The organism is Virgibacillus necropolis (assembly GCF_044793635.1).
GTDB classification, from domain to species: domain Bacteria; phylum Bacillota; class Bacilli; order Bacillales; family Amphibacillaceae; genus Virgibacillus_F; species Virgibacillus_F necropolis_A.
This window is the reverse complement of the sequence record NZ_CP084992.1, coordinates 2857424-2883141: the sequence shown is the minus strand read 5'-3', so window position 1 is coordinate 2883141 and position 25718 is coordinate 2857424. Positions and strand designations below refer to the sequence as shown.

Sequence of the window (25718 nt, the reverse complement as noted above, 5' to 3'; positions counted from 1 at the left end):
ACTTGTCGGGGCTGACCAAGGCGCTTGCGCTTTTCTTATATGAACTTACTAAATTTGTTTTCCATCCGGTCCTGAACAAAAGATATCACCATACAAATTGGCCAATAGATAAGCGCAATTGTAATATACATTGTCATCGAGTCAAATGATCGCCCTGCAACGATTTGCGCCTTTTGAAAAATTTCAGGAACAGTAATTACTGCCGCAAGGGAAGTTGCTTTCACAATATCCATGAATACATTTGTTAAAGGTGGAATCGCTATACGCGTAGCCTGTGGTAAGATGATTTTGCGCATCGTTTTCCAATAGCCAATATTTAACGCCTTTGCTGATTCCCATTGTCCTCGATCAATACTATTTAATGCCGACCGATTAATTTCTGCAATGTATGCTGCACTATTCAAGCCAAATCCTGTTGTTGCGGCAAGTACTGCCGATAGCTCAACACCCATGTATGGTAACCCGAAGTATAATATAAATAAAAATACCAAAATCGGTGTTCCCCGCATGAAGGAAATATACATACGTGCAGGATAACGCCATATTTTTGCTTTCGAACCCCTCGCCAACGCTAAAAATAATCCGATTACAAGACCTAATGCCATTCCAATTATGGAAATCATCAATGTCAAAGGAATACCTTCTAATAAGAAAGGCAAATTCCTCCATGCTAACTCCGCGTCAAAAACTTTTTCCAATTGCACATCGTTAAATTCAACATGAAACATCTTATATATCTAAGCCTTCAATTTCCCGAATTTCTCCTTCAGGCTTTTTCGATACATCTTCCCCACCATAGAATTTCTTTGCGAGTTTAGTTAATGTACCATCTTCACGCATTTCCTGTAAGGCTTTATTCATTTCATCTACTAGTTTTGATGCATCTTTACGCACCACAATCCCCTGTTCAGTGGGATGAAACTTAAGGTCTGGATGGATTTTAATATCATATTTGGTAATTGCTTTAAGGGCTAATTTTTGTAAATAGTAATCGTTAATTACAGTATCTGTACGACCATTATCAACATCTTGAAGATACACATCATTCGAAACATTACTATATGTTACAACTTCCGCTCCAAAGTGGCGTGCAATATCGCTAAACACTGTTGTAGCTCCACCGCCAGCTTTCTTTCCTTTTAAATCCTCTAATGTATTTATTCCAGATAAATCTTCTGATCGAACTATTAGAGAAGTAAATGAATATTTATAAGGATCTGTAAACGAAAATTGCTTCATGCGGTCATCAGTTATTTCAATGTCGTTAATTGCAACATCAATTCGATTACTATTAACTGCAGGCAGTAAAGCATCGATTCCCATCGTTTTAAATTTCACATCTAAGTCTAATCGCTTTGCAATTTCACGAATTACTTCCGCATCATAGCCTGTTATCCTGTCTGATCCTTCAGGGTAATACGACGCAGCAAAAAGCGTCCCAGAAGTACCTACAACGAGCTCACCGGCATCTTGTATTTCTGCCCATTTACCGTCTTCTGCTTTATCATCACTAGCGGTCGATCCATTTTCCGATGAATCACTACATGCAACTAAAGCAAGAAGTATAGCAATTAATATGATTAATACTCTAATATGTTTCATTATACAAACGCATCCCTTCTATTGTTATACTCATAAATTCATAATGATTGTAACAGTTTTATTTAGTTTATACAAAGAAAATAAAATCTGTATACACTACTTTTCATAACTGTATTAATTAACCCTGAAAAGTTTTTATTGACATTATTTTTTCTAATGATAATATAATAACAAGTATTTAATTATAATAATTCTAATTAATAATAACTATCATTATCATTTATAGGAGGGGTATACAAAATGTCTGCCAAATCGGAAGTATTAACTAGGAATAATGTATTTCAATCACCCAAGCTTCGGAGAGTTTATGAACATATAGAATTAATAGCAGCACTGTTAAGTGGGATAATTATTTTGACTACTTGGCTTATTGCTGATTATATAGATCAACCTGCATGGGTGATCCTACATCTTTTTGCATTTGGAATAGGTGGTTATGCTAAGGCAAAAGAAGGTATTGAAGAAACGATTGCGAATAGAGAACTGAATGTTGAAATGCTGATGGTTTTTGCTGCTATAGGCTCAGCTGCCATTGGATATTGGACGGAAGGTGCAATCCTCATTTTTATTTTTGCATTATCCGGAGCACTTGAAACCTACACGATGAATAAAAGTAAGAAAGAAATTTCATCCCTAATGGATTTGCAACCTGAAACAGCCCTTCTTATAACCAACGGGATTGAGGAAGTTGTAGCTGCTTCGAATTTAAAAATTGGAGATACAATTTTAGTTAAGGCTGGTGAACGAATACCGGCAGATGGCATCATTACTAAAGGTGAAACTTCGATTAACGAGAGTGCGATAACTGGGGAATCTATTCCTGTAACTAAACAAAACAGCCATGAAGTTTTTGCAGGAACAGTTGCTGTTGATGGTTCAATTCATGTTCAAATTACAAAATCAACTGATCAAACATTATTTCAAAAAATAATTAATCTTGTCCAATCAGCTCAGGAAGAAAAGTCACCATCGCAGCTTTTTATCGAAAAATTTGAAGGAACATATGTAAAGGTGGTCCTTCTCTCAGTTGGAACAATGATGTTTCTCCCCCATCTTATATTTGGATGGACATTAACTGAAAGTATTTATCGGGCAATGATTTTACTTGTAGTTGCATCCCCTTGTGCACTTGTCGCATCAATCATGCCGGCCACTTTATCTGCAATTTCTAAAGGCGCTAAAAACGGTGTACTTTTTAAAGGTGGCGTAAATATTGAAAATTTAAGCCATATTAACGCAATTGCTTTTGATAAAACTGGAACATTAACAAATGGTAAACCTGTAGTAACGGACTCCTATTTTAATGCTAAATTAGATGAGAAACATATCTTAGAAATAATCGGCGCAATTGAAAATGAATCGCTGCATCCTTTGGCACAGGCAATATCAAATCATAGTAAGCAAAAGCTTCAAATAGATAAATTTTCATTTGATGTAAGACAGCATAAAACAATAACCGGCAATGGAATAATTGCTACAGTTGATAATGATGAATGGTTGATTGGAAAAACAAGTTTTGTAGGGGAAAGAGAAGCTAATGAATTTCATAGTGGCGTAGCAAATAAACTTGCTACCGAGGGTAAATCCATCGTATTTGCAAAGAAAAATAATGAGATTGTTGCCTTGTTAGCTTTAAAGGATACAATTCGAAAAGACGCACAACGCGCTATTAAACAACTTAAGAAGCGCAATATATTTACTGTCATGCTTACTGGGGATAATGATATAACAGCCAAGGCTATTGCAGAAGAAGCCGGTATAGATGATTATATTGCAGAATGCTTACCCGAAGAAAAAGTAACCCATGTGAAAAATTTACGTAAGAAGTACGAACACGTTGCAATGGTTGGAGATGGAATCAATGACGCCCCTGCGCTAGCAACAGCAAATGTAGGAATTGCAATGGGAGAAGGTACCGATGTTGCATTAGAAACCGCTGATGTTGTTCTGATGAAGAATGATTTGCCTAAAATTGCGAATGCATTCGAGTTATCTAAACAAATGAATAAGGTTGTAAAACAAAACATTATATTTTCCTTGATTATTATTGGGTTATTGATCGTATCGAATTTTTTCCAAGTACTTGATTTACCTCTCGGCGTTATCGGACATGAAGGAAGTACAATCCTAGTTATTTTAAATGGTTTACGATTACTAAATTAAAAATGATCCATGGTGCTTATTAAGTAAGCGCCATGAATCATTTTTTTATGTTTCAAGCCTGCCAACACGCCTTTGTTTAATAGTAGCGTTAATGACACCACCAATAACAATTATGATCCCTGATATGTAAAACCAGATCATTAATGTGATTACCGTACCTAGACTTCCATATGTAGCAGAATAATTACCAATAGAACTAACATAGTAGGAAAATGCCAGGGATACTAGTTGCCACCCGATTGTCGCAAAAATTGCCCCCCAAATTGCATCCTTAAAAATAACTCTAAGATTAGGAGCTAATTTATAGAGTGCAAGGAGTACGATGAAAAATACGACAGATGAAACAACCCATCGTAAGGTATTCCATACTTGCAAGAAATTATTTGACCATCCAAAAAACGAAAATAGATATTCACCTATCATTTTGCCGAAAATAGGAAGTAAAAACGCCATACATATAACAACTACCATTGCTATAGTTAACACAATTGCAATGAGACGTGCCACTATAAATGAACGATCTTCTTCCACTTCATACGCCACATTAAAAGCCTTCATAATGGCATTAATACCGGCTGAGGCGGACCAAATGGTACCAATAATACCAATAGATAATAAACCACCATTTTGTTCATTTACAAGCTGACTAATATTTGATTCAATTAGCGTTACAATCTCTCCTGGTGCATAAGCACCGATAAAAGAAATCACCTTCTGTTCTTCTAAACGAAGATACCCGATTAGTGTTACTAGGAATAATAGAAAGGGAAATAAAGATAGCAGAAAAAAATAGGCAAGCTGGGCAGCCATGCCAAATACATCGACCTCCATAGCTTTCTCAAAAAGTTGTTTTGAAAACTTTACAGCCTTCTTCATTATCCGCCCCCCTTTGCAAATCCATAATTATTTGATTGATTCAATTTTTTGTGGACTAACATCTTTCCTATTCGTTACTTTATCAATTGTTTGTTCTACCTGCTCCAGTGCGTTAATTGCATTATCAGCGCTTGTATTGAATGTCTCATTGAATTGATTACAAGCAACACGAGCATTCTGCACCGCCTCTGAAGGATGCTTCATATAATAATTTGTTTTCCTCTTAGCACTTAAATATTGTACTTTCGTTCTGGAGCGTGTTTCCTGGTCAAAAAGAGTAGATAATCCACCAATTAATGCGCCGATTATTATTCCAAATACTAATTTGTTATTTTGCATCATTTATCTCTCCTTTAAAATTATATGCTAGGTGTTTGTCTTATAGACTCTATTCAATATAGGTCTAGCAATCCCCTACTACTTTATCATACCCATTTTATTTCTACCTTACTTTTTCCCTTAAAACCGGGAAATAAACAAATAAATTTACATTAAAAACAAAAAAGTTATAAATTTGTCTTGACTTTTCTGTAGAATTTTCGGAATATTTATTATAGGCAATATAATACAAAAATGATAAAGGGGGAATTACATGAATGAAATCATTAGCAATATTAGTAGTTTTGTATGGGGGCCGCCAACATTAATTTTAATTGTTGGTACAGGTCTTTACCTAACATTTAGATTAGCTTTCTTACAGTTTCGTACACTTCCTTATGCTTTAAGACTCGCGTTTAGTCCGAAAAGACAGGATAAGGCCTCCAAGGGAGATATTAGTCACTATGAGGCACTTACTACTGCGATGGCCGCCACAATTGGAACAGGAAACATTGTTGGGGTTGCGACAGCGGTTGTACTCGGTGGTCCTGGGGCTGTTTTTTGGATGTGGATCAGTGCATTATTTGGAATGGCGACCAAATATGCAGAGGCACTTCTAGCTGTTAAATACCGCGTAGTTAATAGTCGCGGCGAAATGTCTGGTGGACCAATGTATTACTTGGAGCGCGGTTTAAAGGCAAAATGGCTTGGGGTTACCTTTGCTGTTTTTGGATCTGTAGCTGCTTTTGGTATCGGAAATATGGTTCAATCAAATTCAGTTTCTGATGCATTAGAGCGCTCATTCAGTGTTCCAACTTGGGTTACCGGTCTATTACTTACAATATTAACTGGTTTAGTTATCTTAGGTGGAATAAAAAGTATTGGTCGTGTAACAGCATTTTTTGTTCCTGTAATGGCTTTATTTTATGTATTAGGTGGTTTAGTTATTATTGTTATGAACCTGGATATTGTACCAAGCGCGATTGCCTTGATCTTTAATGATGCATTTACCGGTAGTGCAATTGGTGGTGGTATCTTAGGTACTGTAATCCGATATGGTGTTGCCCGTGGTGTTTTCTCAAACGAAGCCGGGCTCGGATCAGCACCTATTGCTGCAGCTGCGGCAAAGACAGACTATCCTGGTCGTCAAGCACTTGTTTCCATGACACAGGTGTTTATTGATACAATTATCGTTTGTTCTATTACTGGAATAACGATTGTCATGGCAGACATGTATGCTGGTTCTACTTTAAATGGTGGAGATCTTACAGCGGCATCATTTGCATTTTTCCTAGGTGATACTGGTGGGTATATTGTCACTATTGGTATCGTATTATTTGCCTTTTCAACGTTAGTTGGTTGGTCGTACTATGGAGAGAAATGTTTCAGTTACTTATTTAATGACAAAGCAGTTCCAATTTACCGTATAGTGTTTGTTTTAGTCGTATTCTATGGTGCGGTTGAGAAGTTAGGTATCGTTTGGGGTATTGCGGATATCATGAATGCCCTAATGGCGATTCCGAACTTAATCGGATTACTAGGTCTCTCAGGTGTAGTAGTTTACGAAACAAAGAAATTTATAAAAGTAGCAAAAGAAGAAGAAGCAGAACGAAAACGCTCAAAAGCAGCTTAGAGAACAAAAGGCGGAGGCGACTGGTTAGCGACATACAAATAAATAGGAATGTGAAAGTACGTTGAACTTTACGTACATTCATCAGGACTAATTATTTGCTAGTCGCTAGGAGCCGCAGCTAGACAAAAGGCGGAGGCGACTGTTCAGAAGCGGACGCATAAGCAAGGAACTGCAGAACGCAAATTAATGAAGTTCGATTAAAATCGCCACGTCCTGTGGCAACATCGAACTACCCTACATCCTGTAGGGCAGCGTTCGGAATGTTCATTGCTTATGACGACAGCTTCTAGGAGCCGCAGCTGGATTAGACAAAAAAGGAGCAAAACCCATTTGCAAAATTGGGTTTTGCTCCTTTTAATTTACTAATGGTTCAATACATGATGGACCATTATTTTTAGCAGTATTTACATGACTTGAGACATTATGTGCTTTTAGATCATCTACCTGTATGGACTGTAAAAAGTTATATGCCGAACCTGCATCCATCTCATTTGGTGATATCCATTCATCTTCTTTATCTTTTGGAAGAATGATTGGCATTCGATGATGAATATCCTGCATAAAACCATTTGCCTCTTTTGTTAAAATTGTACATGTAAAAAGATTCCTATCGTCATCTTCCCATTTATCCCATAACCCCGCAAACGCAAACAGTTTACGATCAGCTAATTGGATTCGCTTAGGCTGTTTTGCTTCGTCGGTCTTTTTCCATTCATAAAAACTATCTGCAATTATTAAACATCTTTTGCGCTTTAACAACTTCTTGAAACTTGGTTTTTGGTGAACGGTTTCACTTCTGGCATTAATCATTTTATAGCCAATCTTTTCATCACTTGACCAAGAAGGAACAAGCCCCCACTTTAAGTAACCTGCACGCTTATCTTTCCCATTATGAATGACTGCGAGTATGTTTTGACCTGGTGCAATATTATAACTGGGCTGAAAGGAATCAATCGAGTGTTGAATCCCAAATTCCTTTAGGATTTCCACTTCTTCACGTAGTAATGTATACCTTCCACACATATAATCACTCCTTTAAAAAATACTCAAATCCCACTGTTTCGCAATATGCCTTAACAAGCGGATTCCCGCGATACTGTTTCCCTTATCATCAAGTGCAGGACCATAAACTCCAATTCCACAACCGTCTAAAAACGGCAAGTCCTCATCGCGTACACGTGCTGGAGCAGCTGCAATAATTCCCCCAGAAACACCACTTTTTGCCGGGATGCCAACATACGTTGCAAATTTCCCTGAGGCATCGTACATCCCACATGTCAGCATAAGGGCCTTCGCAATTCTCGCTTCTTGTCTTGGAATGATTTCTTCCCACGTATCCGTATTGATTCCATCATTGGCAATAATCAAGCCAATTCTTGCAAGATCATCTACTGTAATCTCAATCGAGCATTGTTGAAAATAAGTATCCAATGTTACATCTAGATCAGACTCAAGAAAGCCCGTTTCAAGCAGATAGTAACCAATTGCTTTATTTCGAGTAGACGACTTCTTTTCTGATAGGTACACCTCTTTATTAACTTTTGGTCGATAACCAATCATTTTTTCTAGTAGGTCTAGGATTGGTGCAATTTTTTCATCCGGGGTTTTCCCCTCAAGAATCGACGTAACCGTTATCGCTCCAGCATTTATTAATGGGTTAAACGGTTTTTTTAGTTGGTGCATCTCCAGGTGCATAATTGAATTAAAAGCTTCTCCAGCAGGTTCGACATCCACACGGTCAAGCATATATGCGATACCACGCTCCACACACCCAACAATAAAACTGATAATTTTTGAGATACTTTGTAAGGTAAATGGTATATCTACGTCTCCTGAACGAATTGTCATGCCATTTTTCCCCAGAATGGTTATACCTAAATGATCCTGATTGGCTTCAGCCAGAATCGGAATATATGAGGCAACCTTCCCATCACTAGTATGTTTTCGGTAAAAGGAAACCCAATCATCCACATAATTTTGTAACCATTCTTGACTTAATTCCGTATTCCAGTTAGCAGCACCTTGTACCATACGTATCACCTCTTCTATTTATATTATGATGGATTCCCCCATAAAACTTACATTTAAACAAAATACACACGATAAATGAATTAATACTCTTTATAATAGGAGTGTCAACAAAAAAAGAAAACTAATACGATTTGAATTATATTTTGAGAAAAAAAACTCCCCATCAATCCTTAGATTAATGAGGGTGTTTGCTGCAACTATACTTTAAGAAACTAATTCATTATTTATCAAGTCAATTGTTTAAGTGATTTTTCTATACTTGACTGAATGATTTCGGCAAGCTCACCATGTTTCTTTTCTTTATAGTCATTCGGATAAATTGGATCCTGAATTGCCATGTATATGGTTGACCCTTTCACCCTACCATTGTCTTCCTCTAACATTTGATAGGTCCCGTTTATCGCAATTGGTACTATCGGAACATTGGCCTTTGTTGCCAACCGCAGACTTCCGGATTTAAATGTATTTAGATTACTTCCACGACTTCTTGTACCTTCTGGAAAAATAACAAGTGAATGCCCATTCTTTAAGTTTTCAATGCCCTGACTAATGGCCCGAACTGACTGTCTTTTATCCGATCGGTCAATAAACACACCACGCATGAGACCCATCCATGAACTTACAATTGGAATCTTTTCTACCTCTTTTTTTGCAATGAACCCTAGTGGCTTTCCTACATAACCAATTAAAGCTAGAATATCAAATAATCCTTGATGATTTGCTACAAACAATACCGCTTCTTCTGGCAACTTTTCTTGCCCTTTTACATATACTTCTGTTCCTGTCTTTTTTATTACTTTTTGTGAAACCCATTTAGGTGTTTCAAATAGTTCCTGTTGAGCATGTTTAGTATCTTGTTTAAATAGGTTTCGGCCCTTATGTAATTTCAGCCCACTTCGTAAAACATATATAATTGCACAAAAATATATCCATAGACTTCGGATCATATAAATTCCTCCCTCTTCCATTATACGATGTTTATCACATTTTTAATATAAGAAAAGCACAAGCGCCTTAGTCAGCCCCGACAAGTTTAAGACGAATCTTTTAGTGATGTTTTTTATCACAAAGAGATTTGACTTAAAACCTCAGGCGGGCTAGGGCGCTTGCGCTAGACAGACTTTCGTTTATACTTTCTTTGCTAATATAAAAAAAGGAGACTAGCAAATGCTAATCTCCATGTCTTACATTCTATTATTTTCCGATAAACTCTTGTGTCCAGTAGTTACCATCTGCAACATAACCTACACCAATATGAGTAAATTTAGGGCTCAAAATATTTTTGCGATGGCCTTCACTATTCATCCAACCATTTACCACTTCTTCTGGTGTACGTTGTCCTCTTGCGATGTTTTCACCAGCACTTTGGTAATCGATGCCATAGCTTTCCATCATGTCAAATGGTGAACCGTGTGTTGGGCTTGTATGAGAGAAGTAGTTGTTTACTGACATATCACGTGATTTATCGCGTGCCATTTTGCTTAACTCAACATCAACTTTTAATGGTTCCAAACCACGTTCCACACGCTCATTATTCGTTAATTCCACTACTTGTTGCTCGTATGCATTTAACTGACTTGATTGAGCTGGTGCTTGTTGCTCCTGCTTTTTAGCTGGCTGTTGTGGAGCAGGTGCTTCAGCTTTAGCTGGCGCTTCTTGTTTTGACTCCGCTTGTTCGGGAGCTTCTTGTTTTGGTTCTTCTTGTTTAGGAGCTTCCTGTTTTGAAGCTTCTTGCTTCGGTTCTTCTTGTTTAGGAGCTTCTTGTTTCTTTGTTGGTTGCTCTTTAGCTTGTTCTTTTTCTTCATTGTTCTTTTCTGGTTCTGCTTGTTTATCATTTTTCAAATTCACTTGGTAGTTTGAAAGGATGTTTTGCACTAATCCATTTAAATTACCATCTAAATTTGAAAGAGCCTTCTCTTTGATTTCATCTAAATTTAAATTTGAAGCATTCTTCGCATTAATAGAATAGAAGACTTTATATGCTTGTTGTTGCAGTTGAGTCTGATTTTGTTTTTGATCAGTAGTTTCTGCTGCATCAACAGTATTTGTAAAAGCACCACCAAGTAGTAATGCTGTAGACATTGTAGTTACTATACCTAATTTCTTAAACATCGTGTCGAACATCTCCTTTGAGTCGCGTTTTGTCTTGCAAAATTATCATAGCATGGTTTTTCTGTAATATTATTGGAAAGGCCTTCCATGATAGAATGATTATTTACTAGAATTGTATAAAGCCTTTAAAATAAAGGTTCCCGGCTCCACATAAACTAGCATTTACTGGAAGATGTTCAGTCTAGTGGAATAATCTACTAAAAAATCACGGTTGACACCTTTCCGTTTTCTGAAAAATATTACAATCATGCGTCTTTTGTAACAGAAATGATAAATACCGTAATCAAGCGCAAAACCCTGTATAATCATGCATATCAATAACCAAGAACCCTTATTATATAAGGGCTCTTGGGGTTTTTTCATCCATTGAATATGGTTGAATCCAATATCTGTAAAGTACTTAACTACCCCCAAAAATAATGTTATAGTATAGAAATGCTATAATTGAAAACTGTCATCATTGGAGGAGCTAAAATGTTATCTAACGCAGAAATTGGTATTGACCTTGGTACTGCTAATATACTTATTTATTCAAAAACAAAGGGTATTGTTTTAAATGAGCCATCTGTAGTGGCTATTGATATTAACACGAAAAATGTTGTTGCGGTTGGAAGTGAAGCGAAAGAAATGGTTGGTAAGACACCACAAAATATCGTTCCTATTCGTCCGCTAAAAGATGGGGTAATAGCTGATTATGATGTTACCGCACAAATGTTAAAGGAATTTTTGAAAAAGGTAAGCAAAAAAATGGGGCTTTCCATGCGTAAACCAACAGTTGTTGTGTGTACACCTTCTGGAAGTACATCTGTGGAAAGAAGAGCAATCCATAACGCTGTAACAAGCTATGGCGCAAAACATGTACATTTAATAGAAGAACCTGTTGCAGCAGCAATTGGTGCTGACTTACCTGTCGACGAACCGATTGCGAACGTTATTGTTGATATAGGAGGCGGAACATCAGAAGTTGGAATCATTTCATTTGGTGGTGTTGTTTCCTGTAATTCCGTACGTATCGGCGGAGACAAAATGGACGAAGAAATTATTCAATATATCCGTAAGAATTACAATATTTTAATTGGTGAACGAACTGCAGAAAACATTAAAATTGAAATTGGCTACGCATACCCAGATCACAAAGAGGATAAAATGGAAGTTCGTGGTCGGGATATGGTTACTGGTTTACCAAAAACAATCACTGTCTCCTCAACAGAAATCTATAATGCATTAAAGGAATCTCTAGAACAAATTCTAGAAACCATTCGTGCAACGCTAGAAAACTGTCCACCAGAGCTTAGTGGTGACATCGTCGATCGTGGTATTGTATTAACTGGTGGTGGATCATTATTAAATGGTATGAAAGATTGGCTAGCAAAAGAAATCATCGTACCTGTTCACATAGCTCCTAATCCACTTGAATCAGTCGCAATCGGAACAGGCCGAGCATTAAAAATGATCGCAAAACTACAAAAAGCCGCTAAGTAAACAGAAAAGCTACGTTAAGCTCGCCCAGCGACGACAAGCATAGTCAAGAGACCGTAGAGCACATGGTTTTTGTGCTCGGAGTGTTCATTGCTTATGACGGCAGCTTGTAGGAGCCGCAGCTAGACAGAACGAAAAGCGGAGGCGACTGTTGGCGGGAAACGCATTGGGATTAAATCGGTCGATATATCAAGAAATTGGCAGTTATATTTTCATAATGGCGGTTATATAAAAATATCGGCGGTTATATTTTCAAAACGGCCGATATATCAAAATAATGGCGGATATATCTTTGTAATGGCCGATATTCAGAACTCCCCCTTTCCAGAAGCGCCTAGCAATGAACAATATTTACTCAAAGCTGAATCTAAACAGATTCAGCTTTTTTTAGCAGTTAAGAAAGTATAAATCCTTTCTTACTGCATAAGTGCAACTAAGGCTTGGCGATAAACCAAGTTTTCTAAAAGAAAACATTTACATATAATTCTGAATATAATAGAATAGAAGTTAGAAAGAATCATGTAAAAAATGCGCAAACGTTTCATTCACATGATCAGCGTTATTATCTAAACGAAAAAGCGGAGGCGACTGGTCTGGGGTTCGCGATATAATTGAGGAACTGTAAAGTGTTCATTACTTCTATCGCGAATCTCAAAGAGCCGCAGCTAGACACTGTCTAATCTGTTTACATGCCAATTCCAGGCATGTTCCAACAGTCATGAGCCAGTTCAAATTGACTTACAGCACGACTGTAGTCAGTTTGAATTGGCTTTTTTTAATGTATTTTAAGGAGAGGAGTGGTTGTTTTGGCTGGTGCATTGGAGCATATCAAGGTTTTAGATTTGTCGCGCGTGCTTGCTGGCCCTTACTGCACCATGATTTTAGGTGATCTTGGTGCTGAAATTATTAAAGTGGAAGCTCCTGGGGGCAGTGATGATACCCGTAAATGGGGACCTCCCTTTCAGAATGATGTAAGCGCCTATTATTTATGTGCGAATCGAAACAAAAAAAGTATAACAGTGGATCTAAAATCACGTGACGGTATAGAGACCATTAAAAAACTGGTTAATGAAAGCGATGTCATTCTCCATAACTTTAAATCGGGAACTATGGATAGGTTTGGACTCGATTACCAAACTCTAGCTAAAATAAATCCAGGAATCGTCTACTGTTCGATTACAGGGTTTGGTGAAACAGGTCCATATCAGGCAATGCCCGGTTATGACTTCATTATCCAGGCGATGAGTGGGTTAATGAGCATCACTGGAGATATGCAATCAGGTCCACAGAAGCTTGGAGTTGCTATAACAGATATTTTAACAGGGCTTTATGCTTGTATTGGAATCCAAGGAGCACTTCTCGAGCGTACAGTTTCCGGCAAAGGTCAGAAGCTTGACCTCTCGCTTTACGATTCTGCCGTTAGTTCCCTTGTTAATATCGGTAGTAATTATTTGATGTCAGGCAAAATTCCAACAGCACTTGGAAATCATCATGCTAACATTGTGCCCTATCAAACCTTTCAAACAAGTGATGGGCAAATGGTTATTGCGGTTGGTAATGATAAGCAATTTAAGGCTTTATGTACGATTTTGGAACAACCGGAAGTTGCAGAGGATAAACGATTTAGAACAAATTCGGATCGGGTGGAAAATCGAGAAGTGTTAATCCCGTTGCTGCAAGAAGTTTTCCAAAAGCAACCTACAGCCTCCTGGCAAACAAAATGCCAGAAGAATGGTATTCCATGTGGACCCATACAAAATATTGAAGAAGTTACAAATGATCCACAGCTACAGGCTAGAGAAATGTTCATTGATTGCGAGCATCCTACCGCAGGAAAAGTAAAAATGATTGGAAGCCCACTAAAGCTATCACGAACACCAGTACAATATAAGCACCATCCACCTGATGCTGGTGAACATACAAAAGAAATACTTGCTCGCTATACAAAATAATAAATTGGAGATGATCATATGAATTTTGAATTCACAGAAGAACAACAAATGCTACGAAATACGGTTCGAAACTTTGTAGATAAGGAAATCATGCCGTATATCTCCGAATGGGACCGTACTGGAAAAGCTGATCCTGCAGTGATGAACAAACTTTCTGACCTTGGTTTAATGGGCGTTTGTATCCCCGAAGAATACGGTGGGAGCGGTATGGACTATAACTCACTTGCAATTGTTTGTGAAGAACTAGAAAGGGGTGATACCGCATTTCGTACTGCTGTTTCCGTACACACTGGATTAAATAGTATGTCATTACTCCAATGGGGTAATGAAGATCAGAAACAAAAATATCTCGTACCACAGGCTAAAGGTGAAAAAGTCGGTGCATTTGGCTTAACCGAACCTGGAGCTGGCTCAGATGTAGCCGCTTTAAATACAACCGCAACAAAAGAAGAAGATTTCTATATTTTGAATGGGCAAAAAACATGGATTTCCCTTTGTGATACTGCCGATCACTTCTTGGTCTTTGCCTATACGGATAAAAGCAAAAAACATAACGGTATTTCCGCATTTATTGTGGAGCGTACGTGGGAAGGCTTTTCCTCAAAGGCAACAAAAGGTAAGCACGGTATTCGCGCTGGTAACACAGGTGAACTTTTTTTCGATCATGTAAAAGTTCCAAAAGAAAACCTTCTTGGTCAAGAAGGAGAAGGCTTTAAAATTGCAATGGCTTCTCTAGATAACGGACGTTTCACAGTGGCTGCTGGAGCCTGTGGGCAAATCATGGCATGCCTCGAAGCTAGTGTTAACTATTGTCATGAACGTGAAACTTTCGGTAAAGAAATTGGTCGCCATCAGCTGGTACAACAAATGATTGCAAAAATGGAAGCCGGATTGCAAATGAGCCGTTTACTTGTGTACCGTGCTGGGGAACTAAAAAACCAAGGGAAACGAAACACCCGTGAGACTTCACTTGCAAAATGGCAAGCCTGTGATTTTGCTAACAAAGCAGCTGATGATGCCGTGCAAGTTCACGGTGCCTATGGTTATTCCGATGAATACCCTGTCGAGCGTTATTTACGCAATTCCAAAGCACCTGTTATCTATGAAGGAACACGTGAGATTCATACGGTTATGCAGGCAGAATATGTACTTGGATATCGAAAAGATAAACAACTAAACAAAATGTTACCCGCATGGGAGTAAGAAAAGCGGAGGCGACTGGTCAGCGGCGTACAAATAGATAGGAGGAAAAATAATGATTGAAAAAAATATCGATAGCATTTTTATAAATGGTAATTGGCAAGGTGCTGATTCAAAAGAAACAGAAACGATTTATAATCCAGCTACACTTGAGGCAATAAGTGAAGTCTCCTATGGAGGAAAAGCAGAAACAGAAAAAGCAATTCAAGCTGCTTCTGAAGCATTTGAAACATGGGGACAAACAACCGGTCGTAAACGATCACGAATTTTATACAAAGCATCACAGATCATGCTTGAGGAAGCAGATCGCTTAGGGGAAATTTTGACAACCGAACAAGGAAAACCCCTTAAAGAAGCTATTGGTGAAGTTAAGGGTGCAGCTAATTTTCTCCTTTGGTATGCCGAAGAAGCAAGCCGTGGATATGGCGAATTGATACCTTCCTCGGTCAAATCTAAGCGATTAATGGTCATTCCTCAGCCTATTGGTGTTGTTGGGGCTATTACTCCATGGAATTTCCCAGCATCCATGATTACAAGAAAAATAGGTCCAGCACTTGCTGCAGGATGTACAGTCGTACTTAAGCCTTCACCAGAAACTCCGATTTCAGCAATTGAAATTGTAAAGATACTTGAAAAAGCAGGTTTGCCAGAAGGAGTCGTGAATCTTGTTACAGGTGATGCGCAGGCAATAGGTGATACGATGCTATCCGACAAACAAGTTCGTTTGATTACTTTTACCGGATCGACTAAAGTTGGCAAGCATTTAATGCGAGAAAGCGCTGATCATGTGAAAAAGCTATCATTGGAGCTTGGTGGGCATGCACCAATAATAGTTTTTGATGATGCAGATATTGAAAAAGCTGCAACTCTTTCACTAGGAAGTAAATTCCGAAATAATGGTCAAACCTGTATTTGCGCAAACCGCTTATATGTACATGAATCAATAAAAGAAAAATTCACAAATACATTAGCAGATAAAGTTAACGAATTAAAAATTGGTAATGGTTTAACAGATAACACAGACCTTGGGCCATTGATTAATGAAAGTGCAGCCAAAAAAGTGCAATCACATTTGGATGATGCTGTTGAAAAAGGTGCAAATATTGAAACAGGTGGATGTAAATGGAATGGTGATTTAGAAGGTTATTTCTATCATCCTACAATTCTCTCTGATGTTACGGATGACATGATCATTATGAATGAAGAAACATTTGGCCCTGTTATCCCTATCCAGACATTCACGGATGAAGACTTGGTACTTCAGAAGGCTAACAATACCGATTATGGATTGGCCGCTTATATTTTCACGGAGAAAACAAGTCGTGCGATTCGTGTTTCGGAACGACTTGATTATGGAATTGTTGGTGTTAATGATGTGTTTCCAGCACTTCCTGAAGCACCGTTTGGTGGGATTAAGCAATCTGGTGTGGGTAAAGAAGGTGGACACCATGGTATGCAGGAATTTTTGGAAATGAAATATGTTTCGATATCAATAGATTAGTAAGGTGCCCTATGGGTCGAGTACGGAGTGTTATGGCCCTAGTCAATATAAATGTCCTGCCAAATAGCTTGGTAGGACATTTTCATGTTTGTGTATATTGTTCATATTGCTTATATAAATCCTTTAACGCTGATATCAGTGCGTTGCCTGCTTTCCCTAAATAATGTAACCGTATTTCTTCGACTGGCTTTTCAATTCCATCCTGTAAGCTATGCCCACGCAATAATTGCTGAACATACTCACGTCCATGAAGGGTTGCCAAGGTGCAGCTTGCAGTTACAATTACACCATATTTCTTATCCACTTCGGCTGTTATGGTTAAGGTATCATATATACTCTTTGCTGCCATCCCTGAGGGAAGTTTGGCATGTCCCGCAATAAATACTGTATGCATTATTTCATACTCCTTCCTTTATTAACTAATGCTATGTCCAAGCTTTTCAGATATTTTTTTCGCAGTTTTCCGCGTTTTCATTTTAATTACTTGTAAATTCTCCCCTTCGAAATGGCTAGATAATCCACTTACTGTTAATGCAGCAATGACTTGTCCCCTATAATTATATAATGGATAGGAAATACCTGTAGTTTCTAGGTCTTGCTCACCAATACTGTAGGCATACCCCTCTGCGCGGATGGTCTCTAATTCCTCTTGCAGTTTCTTTTTATCAATAACACGATGATCATCGATTGCATATAATTTCGCTTCACCAAGAACTATCTCCTGCTTTTCTTTCCCCATAAACGCTAGTAATAGCTTAGGGCCAGAACCTATATAAAGCGGTGAGCTTTTTCCTATTCTTGTATAAAGGCGAATCGCCCGTGTACTATCAACCTTTTCTATATATGTAGCTTCGTTTTGGTTTGCAATTACAATGTGAATGACCTCATTAATATCTTGAGCTAAATCTCCCATATATGGTAGAGCAATTTCTCTAATCTCCAATTGATTTGAAACCAAATGTCCGAGCTCTAGTAATTTCAAGCCAAGCCTGTAGCTACTATCTTGATCAGTTTCTTTTATTTTTTGCAAAAAACCTGTTTCGACTAATGATGCCAATAGTCTATAAACAGTTGGTTTTGGTAGGTTAGCCCTCCATGCAATTTCTCTCAGCGATAATTCCTGTATGTCCTCGTTAAATAAATCAAGCAATTTTAATGCCTTGATTACGCTTTGATTCATTATAACTACTCCTTCGTGCGTCTTAAGAAAATTACCCCCTACCCATTACTGGTAGAGGGCTGTTTTCTCAGAAATCAACCGTCATTCTTATATATTCACATGTGCTTTTGAATTATTTGATTCATGGATCATGACACCGCGTTTTGCCATTTGTTTGATGTATTCATCACCTGGAACGACTTGTTCTGGTGGATACACACCTGGCTTTGTAATTGTGCCATTTCCTATCATCTGCGCTACTACTGAAATCGTGTTTGCGGTTGCTCTTGCCATCGCGGTTACATTGTTTTCTCTATCTTTAAAAGTTGTCATTTCATAGTCAAACGTTGTGGGTACACCGTCTTTTTCACCTGAAACCTTTACACGTAACAGAACAGCGTCATCCTTATCTTTTAAATCAACGATTGGATCAAGCACTTTTAATAAAACTTCTCGCGGGTTGATTTTTTGCCCGTTCACTTCTACCTCATAATCCATTCGGGTAAGATTAAGATCAACTAAGAGTTTAAATTTCTCAGCGTGACCAGGGTAACGAATAGTTTTGTATTCTAGTGTATCGATGTCTGGATATGATAGTGATAAGGTTGAAGTGCCACCAGATGTATGGAATGCCTCGAGCGGCCCAAATTTTTCAAAGTGAACCGTTTCTACCTCGGTTAGTGATTTAACTTCTTGCTTAATTCCATTCCGGACAATCAGCGACCGATCTGTATAATGATCAAACACACCTTCCATTGAAAATACATGATTATACTCAAATGGAGGCTCTGGCCGTACAGGAATTCCACCAACAAATATCTGGATAGATTTTAATTTGTCGAGTTTCCCTGCACCATAGCCTGATAAAATATTGATCATTCCTGGTGCAACACCTAAATCAGGAATTAATGTAACACCAGCCGCCTTCGCTTTTTCCTGGAGTGCGAGAACCTTATCGGTCATATGACCGATATGTCCACCCAGGTCAACCGAGCTGACACCAACTTGGATAGCAGTTTTGGCAACAATTTCATTGAATGAATAAAACAATGCATTTATAATTACATCAAACTGGCTCATGTAGTTTGCAAGGTCTCCTATATCACCTGCATTCACTTTGTAAGCAGTTAATTTTGGAGAATTTAGCTGATCACAAACTTGTTGTGCCCGATTAATATCAATATCTGCTAATCCAACAGCTGTAACTTCTTCGTTTAATGCTAGATCTCGAGCTGCTTCCTTTCCCATTAAACCAGAACCCAATACACCTATCTTCATCCAAATCACTCCCCGAGTAAATTTTGAAAATTATTATTCTATCTATCTATTCCACGTCGATTTGAGCGCGCTGCAATTTTCCGCTGTAATCAACGTAAACCGCTTTCCATTCAGTAAATACATCTAATGCTTGAACACCAGAATCACGGTGACCATTTCCTGTTCCTTTTGTTCCACCGAATGGTAAATGGATCTCCGCACCAGAAGTTCCGGCATTTACATAGACAATTCCAGTATCTAGATCGCGCTGTGCTTTGAACACTTGATTTACATCATTTGTGAAAATTGAGCTCGATAATCCATATTCCACACTGTTGTTAACCTCAACCGCTTCTTCAAAACTTTTAACTGGTATTAGCGAAACTACTGGACCAAAAATTTCTTCTAATGCAATTCGCATTTCTGGTTTTACATCTGAAAATAATGTTGGTGCAAAATAATTACCATTCTGATGCTCACCATTATCCATTACATAGCCACCAGCAAGTAATTTAGCACCTTCATCTTTACCAATGTCCATATAACTTTGTATTTTATCTATACCGGCTTGATTGATAATTGGACCAACTTTAATGGATTCATCCAATCCATTTCCTATTGTTAACTTTTTCATTTCAGCGAGTAACCGTTTTTCCAGTTCAACCTTGACCTTCTCATGGACAATTACACGACTGCATGCTGTACAACGCTGACCACTTGTGCCAAAAGCACTCCATAGAATACCTTCAACAGCTAAAGTTAAATCAGCATCATCCATTACAATAACTGCATTTTTCCCGCCCATTTCAAGGGAAACTTTTTTCAACTGTTGTCCGCATTGTGCGGCAATTTTACGCCCTGTATCATTAGACCCTGTAAAGGAAATAACTCGGATTCCATCGTGGTTAACCATTCCGTTTCCTACACTTGAACCGGAACCAAATACTACGTTAACTACACCTTTAGGTAATCCCGCTTCTTCAAATATTTTCGCCAACTCAAAAGCCATAATTGGGGTTTCAGTTGCTGGTTTCCACACAACCCCGTTGCCTGCCACAATTGCCGGGAATGACTTCCACGTTGCAATTGCAATGGGGAAGTTCCATGGCGTAATCAAACCAACTACACCGATTGGTGCCCGGACACTCATTGCAAACTTATCCTTTAACTCGGCCGGTGTAGTTTGCCCAAACATTCTACGACCTTCACCCGCCATATAAAATGCCATATCGATTCCCTCTTGGACTTCTCCGCGAGCCTCCTCGATTACTTTTCCGTTTTCCATTGTTAATAATTGAGAAAGACGCTCTTTGCGTTCTCTCATGATGCTCCCGACACGATAAAGAACTTCTGCACGCATAGGAGCTGGAACTAGTGCCCATTCCTTTTGCGCTTTTTGTGCAGCTTTTACTGCATCGTCTACACTTGATGCATCTGAAAGTGGAACCTCTACTACAGTTTCACCTGTTGCCGGATTAATAACTGGGGTGGTTTCCCCTTTTGCCTCAATCCAATCTCCACCGATATAATTCGCTAGCTTTTTTACTTGTAATAGTGTTTCTACCATGATGAATACCTCCTAAAAATTATTATCTATATAGGTTAATAGATTACTTTTTTGATCGATCTCTCAGCTGTTGGATCGTTGAAGAGACCGAGATATTTTCTCCATCTGTTATTATTTCTATTACAGATGGACCTTCATTATGAAGCGCTTGATCTAGCGCACTTTCAAATTCAATGAGTGTCTGTACGGTGTAGCCATCAGCACCAACACTGTTTGCTAGTTTACTAAATGAAACTTCACCTAAATTAGTAGCTATTACTTTTTCCGGATAATGTATTTCCTGATGCATTCGAATGGTTCCATACATATTATTATTAAATACAAGACTTATTACTGGTACCTGATATCTAACAGCAGTCTCGAGTTCCTGGGCTGTCATCATAAATCCACCATCACCTGAGAGGGAAACAACGGTTTTGTCAGGTGATGCCAGTTTTGCACCTAATGCTGCTGGCATTCCGTAGCCCATTGCACCTGATGTAGGTCCTACATAGGTTCGGGCTTTTGTGAATGGATAAAAAGAATGAAGCCAGCCCGCAAAGTTACCTGCGTCATTTGTTAAGACCGCATCTTTTGGTAACTTTTTTTCCAATAAAGCTATGATTTGTTTATTAATCACATCTGCACTAGTTACATTTAATTGACTCACCTGTTGATACGCAGCATTTCTTTCATTTGCCCACGCTGTCCATGATTCTGCAAACGTTAATTCCGTTAATTTTTCCAACGCTTCCCCACTATCAGCTACAATCCCGATATCTGGGGAATAAACTTTTCCAAGTGTTTCATAGTCTATATCGATATGAATCAATTTTTTATCTGAAGTGATAATCTTATAATCTTGTGTTGTAACTTCTGACAACCTTGTTCCAATAGCTAGAATGACATCCGCATCCTTTACGGTTTGCAAGACCTCTTTATTCGTTCCTAACCCTAAATGCCCGCAATACAATGCATGATTATTTGGAAAAACATCATGTCGTCTAAAGGCAGCAAGTACTGGTATTGAAGACTTTCCAGCAAATGCTAGCAAGCTCTCTTCCGCTTGCGAGGATTTCACTCCACCACCGGCAATGATTAATGGGTTTGTTGCCTTGCTTAACATGTTCTCTATCCGCTTCACTTCTTCAATAGAGGGTGCAGGCTTTGGTTTAATGGTTGGTGGGCCAAATGACATTTCTGCTTGAGCTGGAAGCACATTTTCTGGTAATGAAACAATCACAGGGCCAGGTCTGCCTGTTTGAGCAATACGAAAAGCTCGTTGAACAAGTTCCGGCATACGCTCTGGATCATTTACTTCAACAGACCATTTTGCGATGTGCTTGAAATATTGATCTAAATCTACTTCCTGAAATCCTTCCCTACCTCTAAACTTACTATGTACCTGGCCCAAAAACACAACCATTGGAGTCGAATCCTGATAAGCAGTATGCACTCCAATTGATAGATTAGCTGCACCCACACCCCTAGTAGCCATAACAACACCTGGCTTAAGCGTTGCCTTTGCATATCCTTCTGCTATAAAGGAGGCTCCACCTTCATGTCTTGTAGAAACAACTTCAATCGATTCCGCATCATGCAAAGCATCGAGTAGCGGCAAATAGCTTTCACCGGGCACACAAAATGCATGCTTAATTTCTTCTAATTTCATACATTCTACAATCGCCTGTGCTGCCGTCATTTTCACTTTCTTTTGCAAAGCCATTTCATTCACCTCAACCTTAGAAAATCTTGACTTAACACCAAGTACAATTGGCGAAAGCCTTAGACTTTTTTATACTTTATTCCGATGAAAATATAACTATCCTAAAGTGTAAGACATGCTTTTGAATCGCTTAATTACCTCGTTTAATCGATCACTTGTAACAGATAGAGCAATACGGATATAGCCTTCACCAACCGAGCCAAATGCAGAACCAGGCGTAACAATAACACCTGCTTTATCTAACATTTGACCTGCAAACGATGCGGATGTATATCCTTTTGGAACTTTTGCCCATATAAAAATAGTGCCTTTAGGTTTTTCAGCTTGTAGACCTATTTGGTTTAATGCTTCATGTAGTTTTTCCATTCGTTCCAGGTATACAAGATTATTTGTTTCAACTGATTTTAAATCACTTTTTAACGCTGTTGCTGCCGCCAATTGAATGGGGAGAAATTGACATGTATCAATATTACTTTTCAACGTTGATAATGCTTTAATAACCGTTTTGTTTCCAACAAGATATCCTATGCGCCAACCTGTCATATTAAAACTTTTCGATAATGAACCGAATTCAACTGCATACTCCCTTGCATCTGGGACCTGTAAGATACTTGGTGCTTTGTAGTCTTTAAACGTTACCAAATCATATGCCGCATCATTCGCAACAATTATGTTATTACTTTCCGCATATGAAACCGCTTTCAAAAATACATTAAGGTCAACGGTAGCTGCTGTCGGATTACTTGGATAATTTAAGAACATAAGCTTCGCAGATTCAGAATCCTCTTTTGAAACCTGATCAAGCAATGGTTGGTAACCATTCGATGCATCTAGTGGAAGATCGATGCTATTTCCACCAGCTAAATGAACTGCTGTACGGTATACTGGGTATCCTGGATTTGGTATTAATACCGTATCGCCCGGGTTAATCACCGCTTGCACTAAATTTGCAATACCTTCTTTAGAACCAATTAATGCCAAAACCTCTGTGTTTGGATCAAGTTCCACCCCGTAGTGGGTCATATAAAAGTCTGCGACTGCCTGCTTAAATTCCTGCGTTCCGCTATAGGTTGAATAGCGATGATTTAACGGATTTCTTGCCTCTTTCGTTAATCTGTCAATCACAAAATCCGGGGTAGGTAGATCAGGTGCACCAATGCCAAGATCTATAACATCTACGCCTTTTTTCTCCAATTCTTTCTTCTTTTTTTGAAATTCCGAAAACAGGTAAGGTGGTAATGTGTTTATCTTGTCAGAAACAAACGTCATCATTTCTCCCCCTCATTTCAATAAATGAAACGGCATTTCATGCTTATAACGTAAGTATAAATCAGGGATTCAAGATTTGCAATTATTTAAAAATTACAGATTTTAAATCACCTGTGTTTATACTTATTTAGCAATGCTTTCCTCAACTTCAGAAATTTTTTCAGGTTTTTTTAACGTGAAAAATAAAACAACTAATCCAAGTAAAACTACCGCAAGTCCTACCCAAACATTACCTACTATTCCTAATACCAAATACCCAAGTCCTGCAAGACCTGCTGCTAAAAGTGCATACGGTATTTGTGTTGTTACATGATCCATATGATCACAATTTGAACCTGTTGATGACAGGATGGTTGTATCGGAAATCGGTGAACAATGATCCCCAAATACGGCTCCAGCTAGAACTGCTGCAAGCATTGGAAGAATTAGCGTCACATCTGTAGAAGCTGCAATTTCGCCTGCAATCGGTAATAATATTCCAAACGATCCCCATGATGTTCCTGTTGCAAATGCAATGAACCCTGCCATTATAAATACAATTAATGGTAACAACATGATACTTAGATTAGAAGATTCCACAACTCCAGCTAAATACGTTCCAGTGCCAAGTCCTCCAATTAAAGTGACAATTGCCCAAGCAAAAATTAGAATAGAGAATCCAGGTATCATTGACTTCGTACCTTCCAATAATCCCAAACCAAAATGTTTACCTGATAAATCACCGCTTTTTAAATGACGAATAAACAAAACAAACGTTACCAACAGCCCCGTTAATCCACCAAACATAAGTGATTTTGGTACATCTGCGCTCCCAAAAATATTAATAAATGTTGCTTCTCCTTCAACGGCCTTCAGCCCAGTCCAATAAATAAACCCTAGCGTCGCGAAAAATAGGACAACAATTGGAGCGACCAGATCACTGATCTTTCCTATCTTACTTGTCGGCAGATTTGATGAGGAATCAATTTTTTCTTTACTTTCCGTACTCATCACCTGACCTGTTTCAAGTGCTAAATCTTCATGCTTTTTCATTGGTCCAAAATCTGACTGCCTGATTGCAACTACAAAAACTACACCCAAAGCTGCCCAGACATAAAAATTCATCGGAATGATCTGTAAAAATGCACCAAATGCACTGTATTCTGTAATACTATTTGTCGCAAATACAGTACCAATTATGCCGATAATATAGGCCCCCCAACTAGAGACAGGCGCAATGACACATACAGGTGCTGAAGTAGAGTCTACAATATAAGAAAGTTTTGCACGTGATACTCGATGCTTATCTGTGACAGGCCTAGCCACTTGTCCGACAGTCAAACTGTTAAAATAATCATCTACAAAAACAAGGATTCCAAGTATTGCCGTCATAATTTGTGCTCCAGCCCGTGTTTTCACCCTTGTAATCATCCATTCACCAAACGCCCTTGTGCCTCCCATCATACTTACGAAAGCTGTTAATATACCAAGCATAAGGACAAACAATAGGATAAAAACGTTCCACTGATTCAATGCCCCATCAGAAACAAATACACCTTTAAACGCCTCCCAAACTAATCCAAATGACCCGATTACATTAAAGCTTTCGATGAAGAGCGCTGCAGCAATTATTCCAACACCAAGTGATAACAATACCCGTTTTGTAAGCAGCACCATGATAATTGCTAATAACGGTGGTACTAATGACCAAATCGTATCCTCCATGGTAGTCCTCCTCAGTTCTATTTATGAACCTCAATCTTCAACTCTACTCCAGCTACCCTCCCTCTATGTTTGATTATTCTTAGTATTCTATACATATTTAGAAATTCCTCTTTTATACGAAAAAATCATTATGTCCACTTCGCCTTTTGACACTTCATGTGTGAAAATATATAGTTTAAATAACTATTAT

Annotated in this window: 21 protein-coding genes; 6 read left to right on the top strand and 15 right to left on the bottom strand. The window is 38.4% G+C overall.

The genetic code is table 11. From position 1 onward, the window contains the following. Nucleotides 1–35 precede the first annotated feature (35 nt). Together LG329_RS13970 and LG329_RS13965 are read right to left on the bottom strand one after the other, a co-directional pair. Complete coding sequence (locus LG329_RS13970) at nucleotides 36–728, bottom strand: amino acid ABC transporter permease (RefSeq protein WP_404451434.1); 693 nt, start codon at nucleotides 726–728, stop codon at nucleotides 36–38. Between the two features lies 1 nt (nucleotide 729). Then, nucleotides 730–1602: a transporter substrate-binding domain-containing protein gene (locus LG329_RS13965; protein WP_404451433.1), complete on the bottom strand. Its 873-nt coding sequence runs from the start codon at nucleotides 1600–1602 to the stop codon at nucleotides 730–732. Nucleotides 1603–1842: 240 nt separating this feature from the next. Here LG329_RS13965 and LG329_RS13960 point away from each other — a divergent pair, with 240 nt between their 5' ends. Beyond that, complete coding sequence (locus tag LG329_RS13960) at nucleotides 1843–3765, top strand: heavy metal translocating P-type ATPase (protein ID WP_404451432.1); 1923 nt, start codon at nucleotides 1843–1845, stop codon at nucleotides 3763–3765. A 45-nt stretch (nucleotides 3766–3810) separates the two neighbouring features. Here LG329_RS13960 and LG329_RS13955 read toward each other — a convergent pair whose 3' ends face one another. Continuing rightward, entirely contained in the window at nucleotides 3811–4641 is an 831-nt protein-coding gene (locus LG329_RS13955; RefSeq protein WP_404451431.1) for a YihY/virulence factor BrkB family protein, read from the bottom strand. 27 nt (nucleotides 4642–4668) lie between these two features. Beyond that, on the bottom strand, nucleotides 4669–4980 hold the full coding sequence (locus LG329_RS13950; RefSeq protein ID WP_404451430.1) for a YtxH domain-containing protein: 312 nt from the start codon (nucleotides 4978–4980) through the stop codon (nucleotides 4669–4671). 253 nt (nucleotides 4981–5233) lie between these two features. Here LG329_RS13950 and LG329_RS13945 point away from each other — a divergent pair, with 253 nt between their 5' ends. After that, complete coding sequence (locus LG329_RS13945) at nucleotides 5234–6592, top strand: alanine/glycine:cation symporter family protein (protein ID WP_404451429.1); 1359 nt, start codon at nucleotides 5234–5236, stop codon at nucleotides 6590–6592. A gap of 354 nt (nucleotides 6593–6946) precedes the next feature. Here LG329_RS13945 and LG329_RS13940 read toward each other — a convergent pair whose 3' ends face one another. From LG329_RS13940 to LG329_RS13925, 4 genes are all read right to left on the bottom strand, one after another. Continuing rightward, a complete protein-coding gene (locus LG329_RS13940; RefSeq protein WP_404451428.1) occupies nucleotides 6947–7615 on the bottom strand; it encodes an SOS response-associated peptidase in 669 nt (222 codons plus the stop codon). Nucleotides 7616–7627: 12 nt separating this feature from the next. Next, complete coding sequence (locus tag LG329_RS13935) at nucleotides 7628–8623, bottom strand: glutaminase (protein WP_404451427.1); 996 nt, start codon at nucleotides 8621–8623, stop codon at nucleotides 7628–7630. A 227-nt stretch (nucleotides 8624–8850) separates the two neighbouring features. Further along, on the bottom strand, nucleotides 8851–9570 hold the full coding sequence (locus LG329_RS13930; protein WP_404451425.1) for a lysophospholipid acyltransferase family protein: 720 nt from the start codon (nucleotides 9568–9570) through the stop codon (nucleotides 8851–8853). Between the two features lie 247 nt (nucleotides 9571–9817). Next, a complete protein-coding gene (locus LG329_RS13925) occupies nucleotides 9818–10735 on the bottom strand; it encodes a CAP domain-containing protein (RefSeq protein ID WP_404451423.1) in 918 nt (305 codons plus the stop codon). Nucleotides 10736–11209: 474 nt separating this feature from the next. Between LG329_RS13925 and mreBH the strand changes: the two genes are divergently transcribed. The 4 genes from mreBH (at nucleotide 11210) to LG329_RS13905 (ending at nucleotide 16867) form a co-directional block, all read left to right on the top strand. Further along, complete coding sequence (gene mreBH, locus LG329_RS13920) at nucleotides 11210–12217, top strand: rod-share determining protein MreBH (protein WP_404451422.1); 1008 nt, start codon at nucleotides 11210–11212, stop codon at nucleotides 12215–12217. Between the two features lie 803 nt (nucleotides 12218–13020). Then, nucleotides 13021–14166, top strand: coding sequence for a CaiB/BaiF CoA transferase family protein (locus tag LG329_RS13915; RefSeq protein WP_404451421.1), 1146 nt, complete (start codon nucleotides 13021–13023; stop codon nucleotides 14164–14166). An 18-nt stretch (nucleotides 14167–14184) separates the two neighbouring features. Continuing rightward, nucleotides 14185–15369, top strand: coding sequence for an acyl-CoA dehydrogenase family protein (locus tag LG329_RS13910; RefSeq protein ID WP_404451420.1), 1185 nt, complete (start codon nucleotides 14185–14187; stop codon nucleotides 15367–15369). A 52-nt stretch (nucleotides 15370–15421) separates the two neighbouring features. Continuing rightward, nucleotides 15422–16867 carry an NAD-dependent succinate-semialdehyde dehydrogenase gene (locus tag LG329_RS13905; RefSeq protein WP_404451419.1) on the top strand — a complete coding sequence of 482 codons (1446 nt, stop codon included), beginning with the start codon at nucleotides 15422–15424 and terminating at the stop codon, nucleotides 16865–16867. An 82-nt stretch (nucleotides 16868–16949) separates the two neighbouring features. Here LG329_RS13905 and LG329_RS13900 read toward each other — a convergent pair whose 3' ends face one another. The 7 genes from LG329_RS13900 to LG329_RS13870 all read right to left on the bottom strand — a co-directional run bounded on the left by LG329_RS13900 (nucleotide 16950) and on the right by LG329_RS13870 (nucleotide 25528). Further along, entirely contained in the window at nucleotides 16950–17261 is a 312-nt protein-coding gene (locus LG329_RS13900) for a DUF3870 domain-containing protein (protein WP_404451418.1), read from the bottom strand. Nucleotides 17262–17282: 21 nt separating this feature from the next. Beyond that, the gene (locus LG329_RS13895) at nucleotides 17283–18047 is read right to left on the bottom strand and encodes an IclR family transcriptional regulator (RefSeq protein ID WP_404451417.1); all 765 of its coding nucleotides are present in this window, start codon (nucleotides 18045–18047) and stop codon (nucleotides 17283–17285) included. Nucleotides 18048–18134: 87 nt separating this feature from the next. Beyond that, on the bottom strand, nucleotides 18135–19304 hold the full coding sequence (locus tag LG329_RS13890; protein ID WP_404451416.1) for a saccharopine dehydrogenase family protein: 1170 nt from the start codon (nucleotides 19302–19304) through the stop codon (nucleotides 18135–18137). A 46-nt stretch (nucleotides 19305–19350) separates the two neighbouring features. After that, nucleotides 19351–20850, bottom strand: a complete 1500-nt coding sequence (locus LG329_RS13885) for an aldehyde dehydrogenase family protein (RefSeq protein ID WP_404451415.1) — start codon at nucleotides 20848–20850, stop codon at nucleotides 19351–19353. Between the two features lie 43 nt (nucleotides 20851–20893). Further along, entirely contained in the window at nucleotides 20894–22555 is a 1662-nt protein-coding gene (locus LG329_RS13880) for a thiamine pyrophosphate-binding protein (protein ID WP_404451414.1), read from the bottom strand. A 96-nt stretch (nucleotides 22556–22651) separates the two neighbouring features. Beyond that, nucleotides 22652–23824, bottom strand: a complete 1173-nt coding sequence (locus LG329_RS13875; protein ID WP_404451413.1) for an LL-diaminopimelate aminotransferase — start codon at nucleotides 23822–23824, stop codon at nucleotides 22652–22654. Nucleotides 23825–23947: 123 nt separating this feature from the next. Beyond that, nucleotides 23948–25528, bottom strand: coding sequence for a Na+/H+ antiporter NhaC family protein (locus tag LG329_RS13870; RefSeq protein ID WP_404451412.1), 1581 nt, complete (start codon nucleotides 25526–25528; stop codon nucleotides 23948–23950). Nucleotides 25529–25718 lie beyond the last annotated feature (190 nt).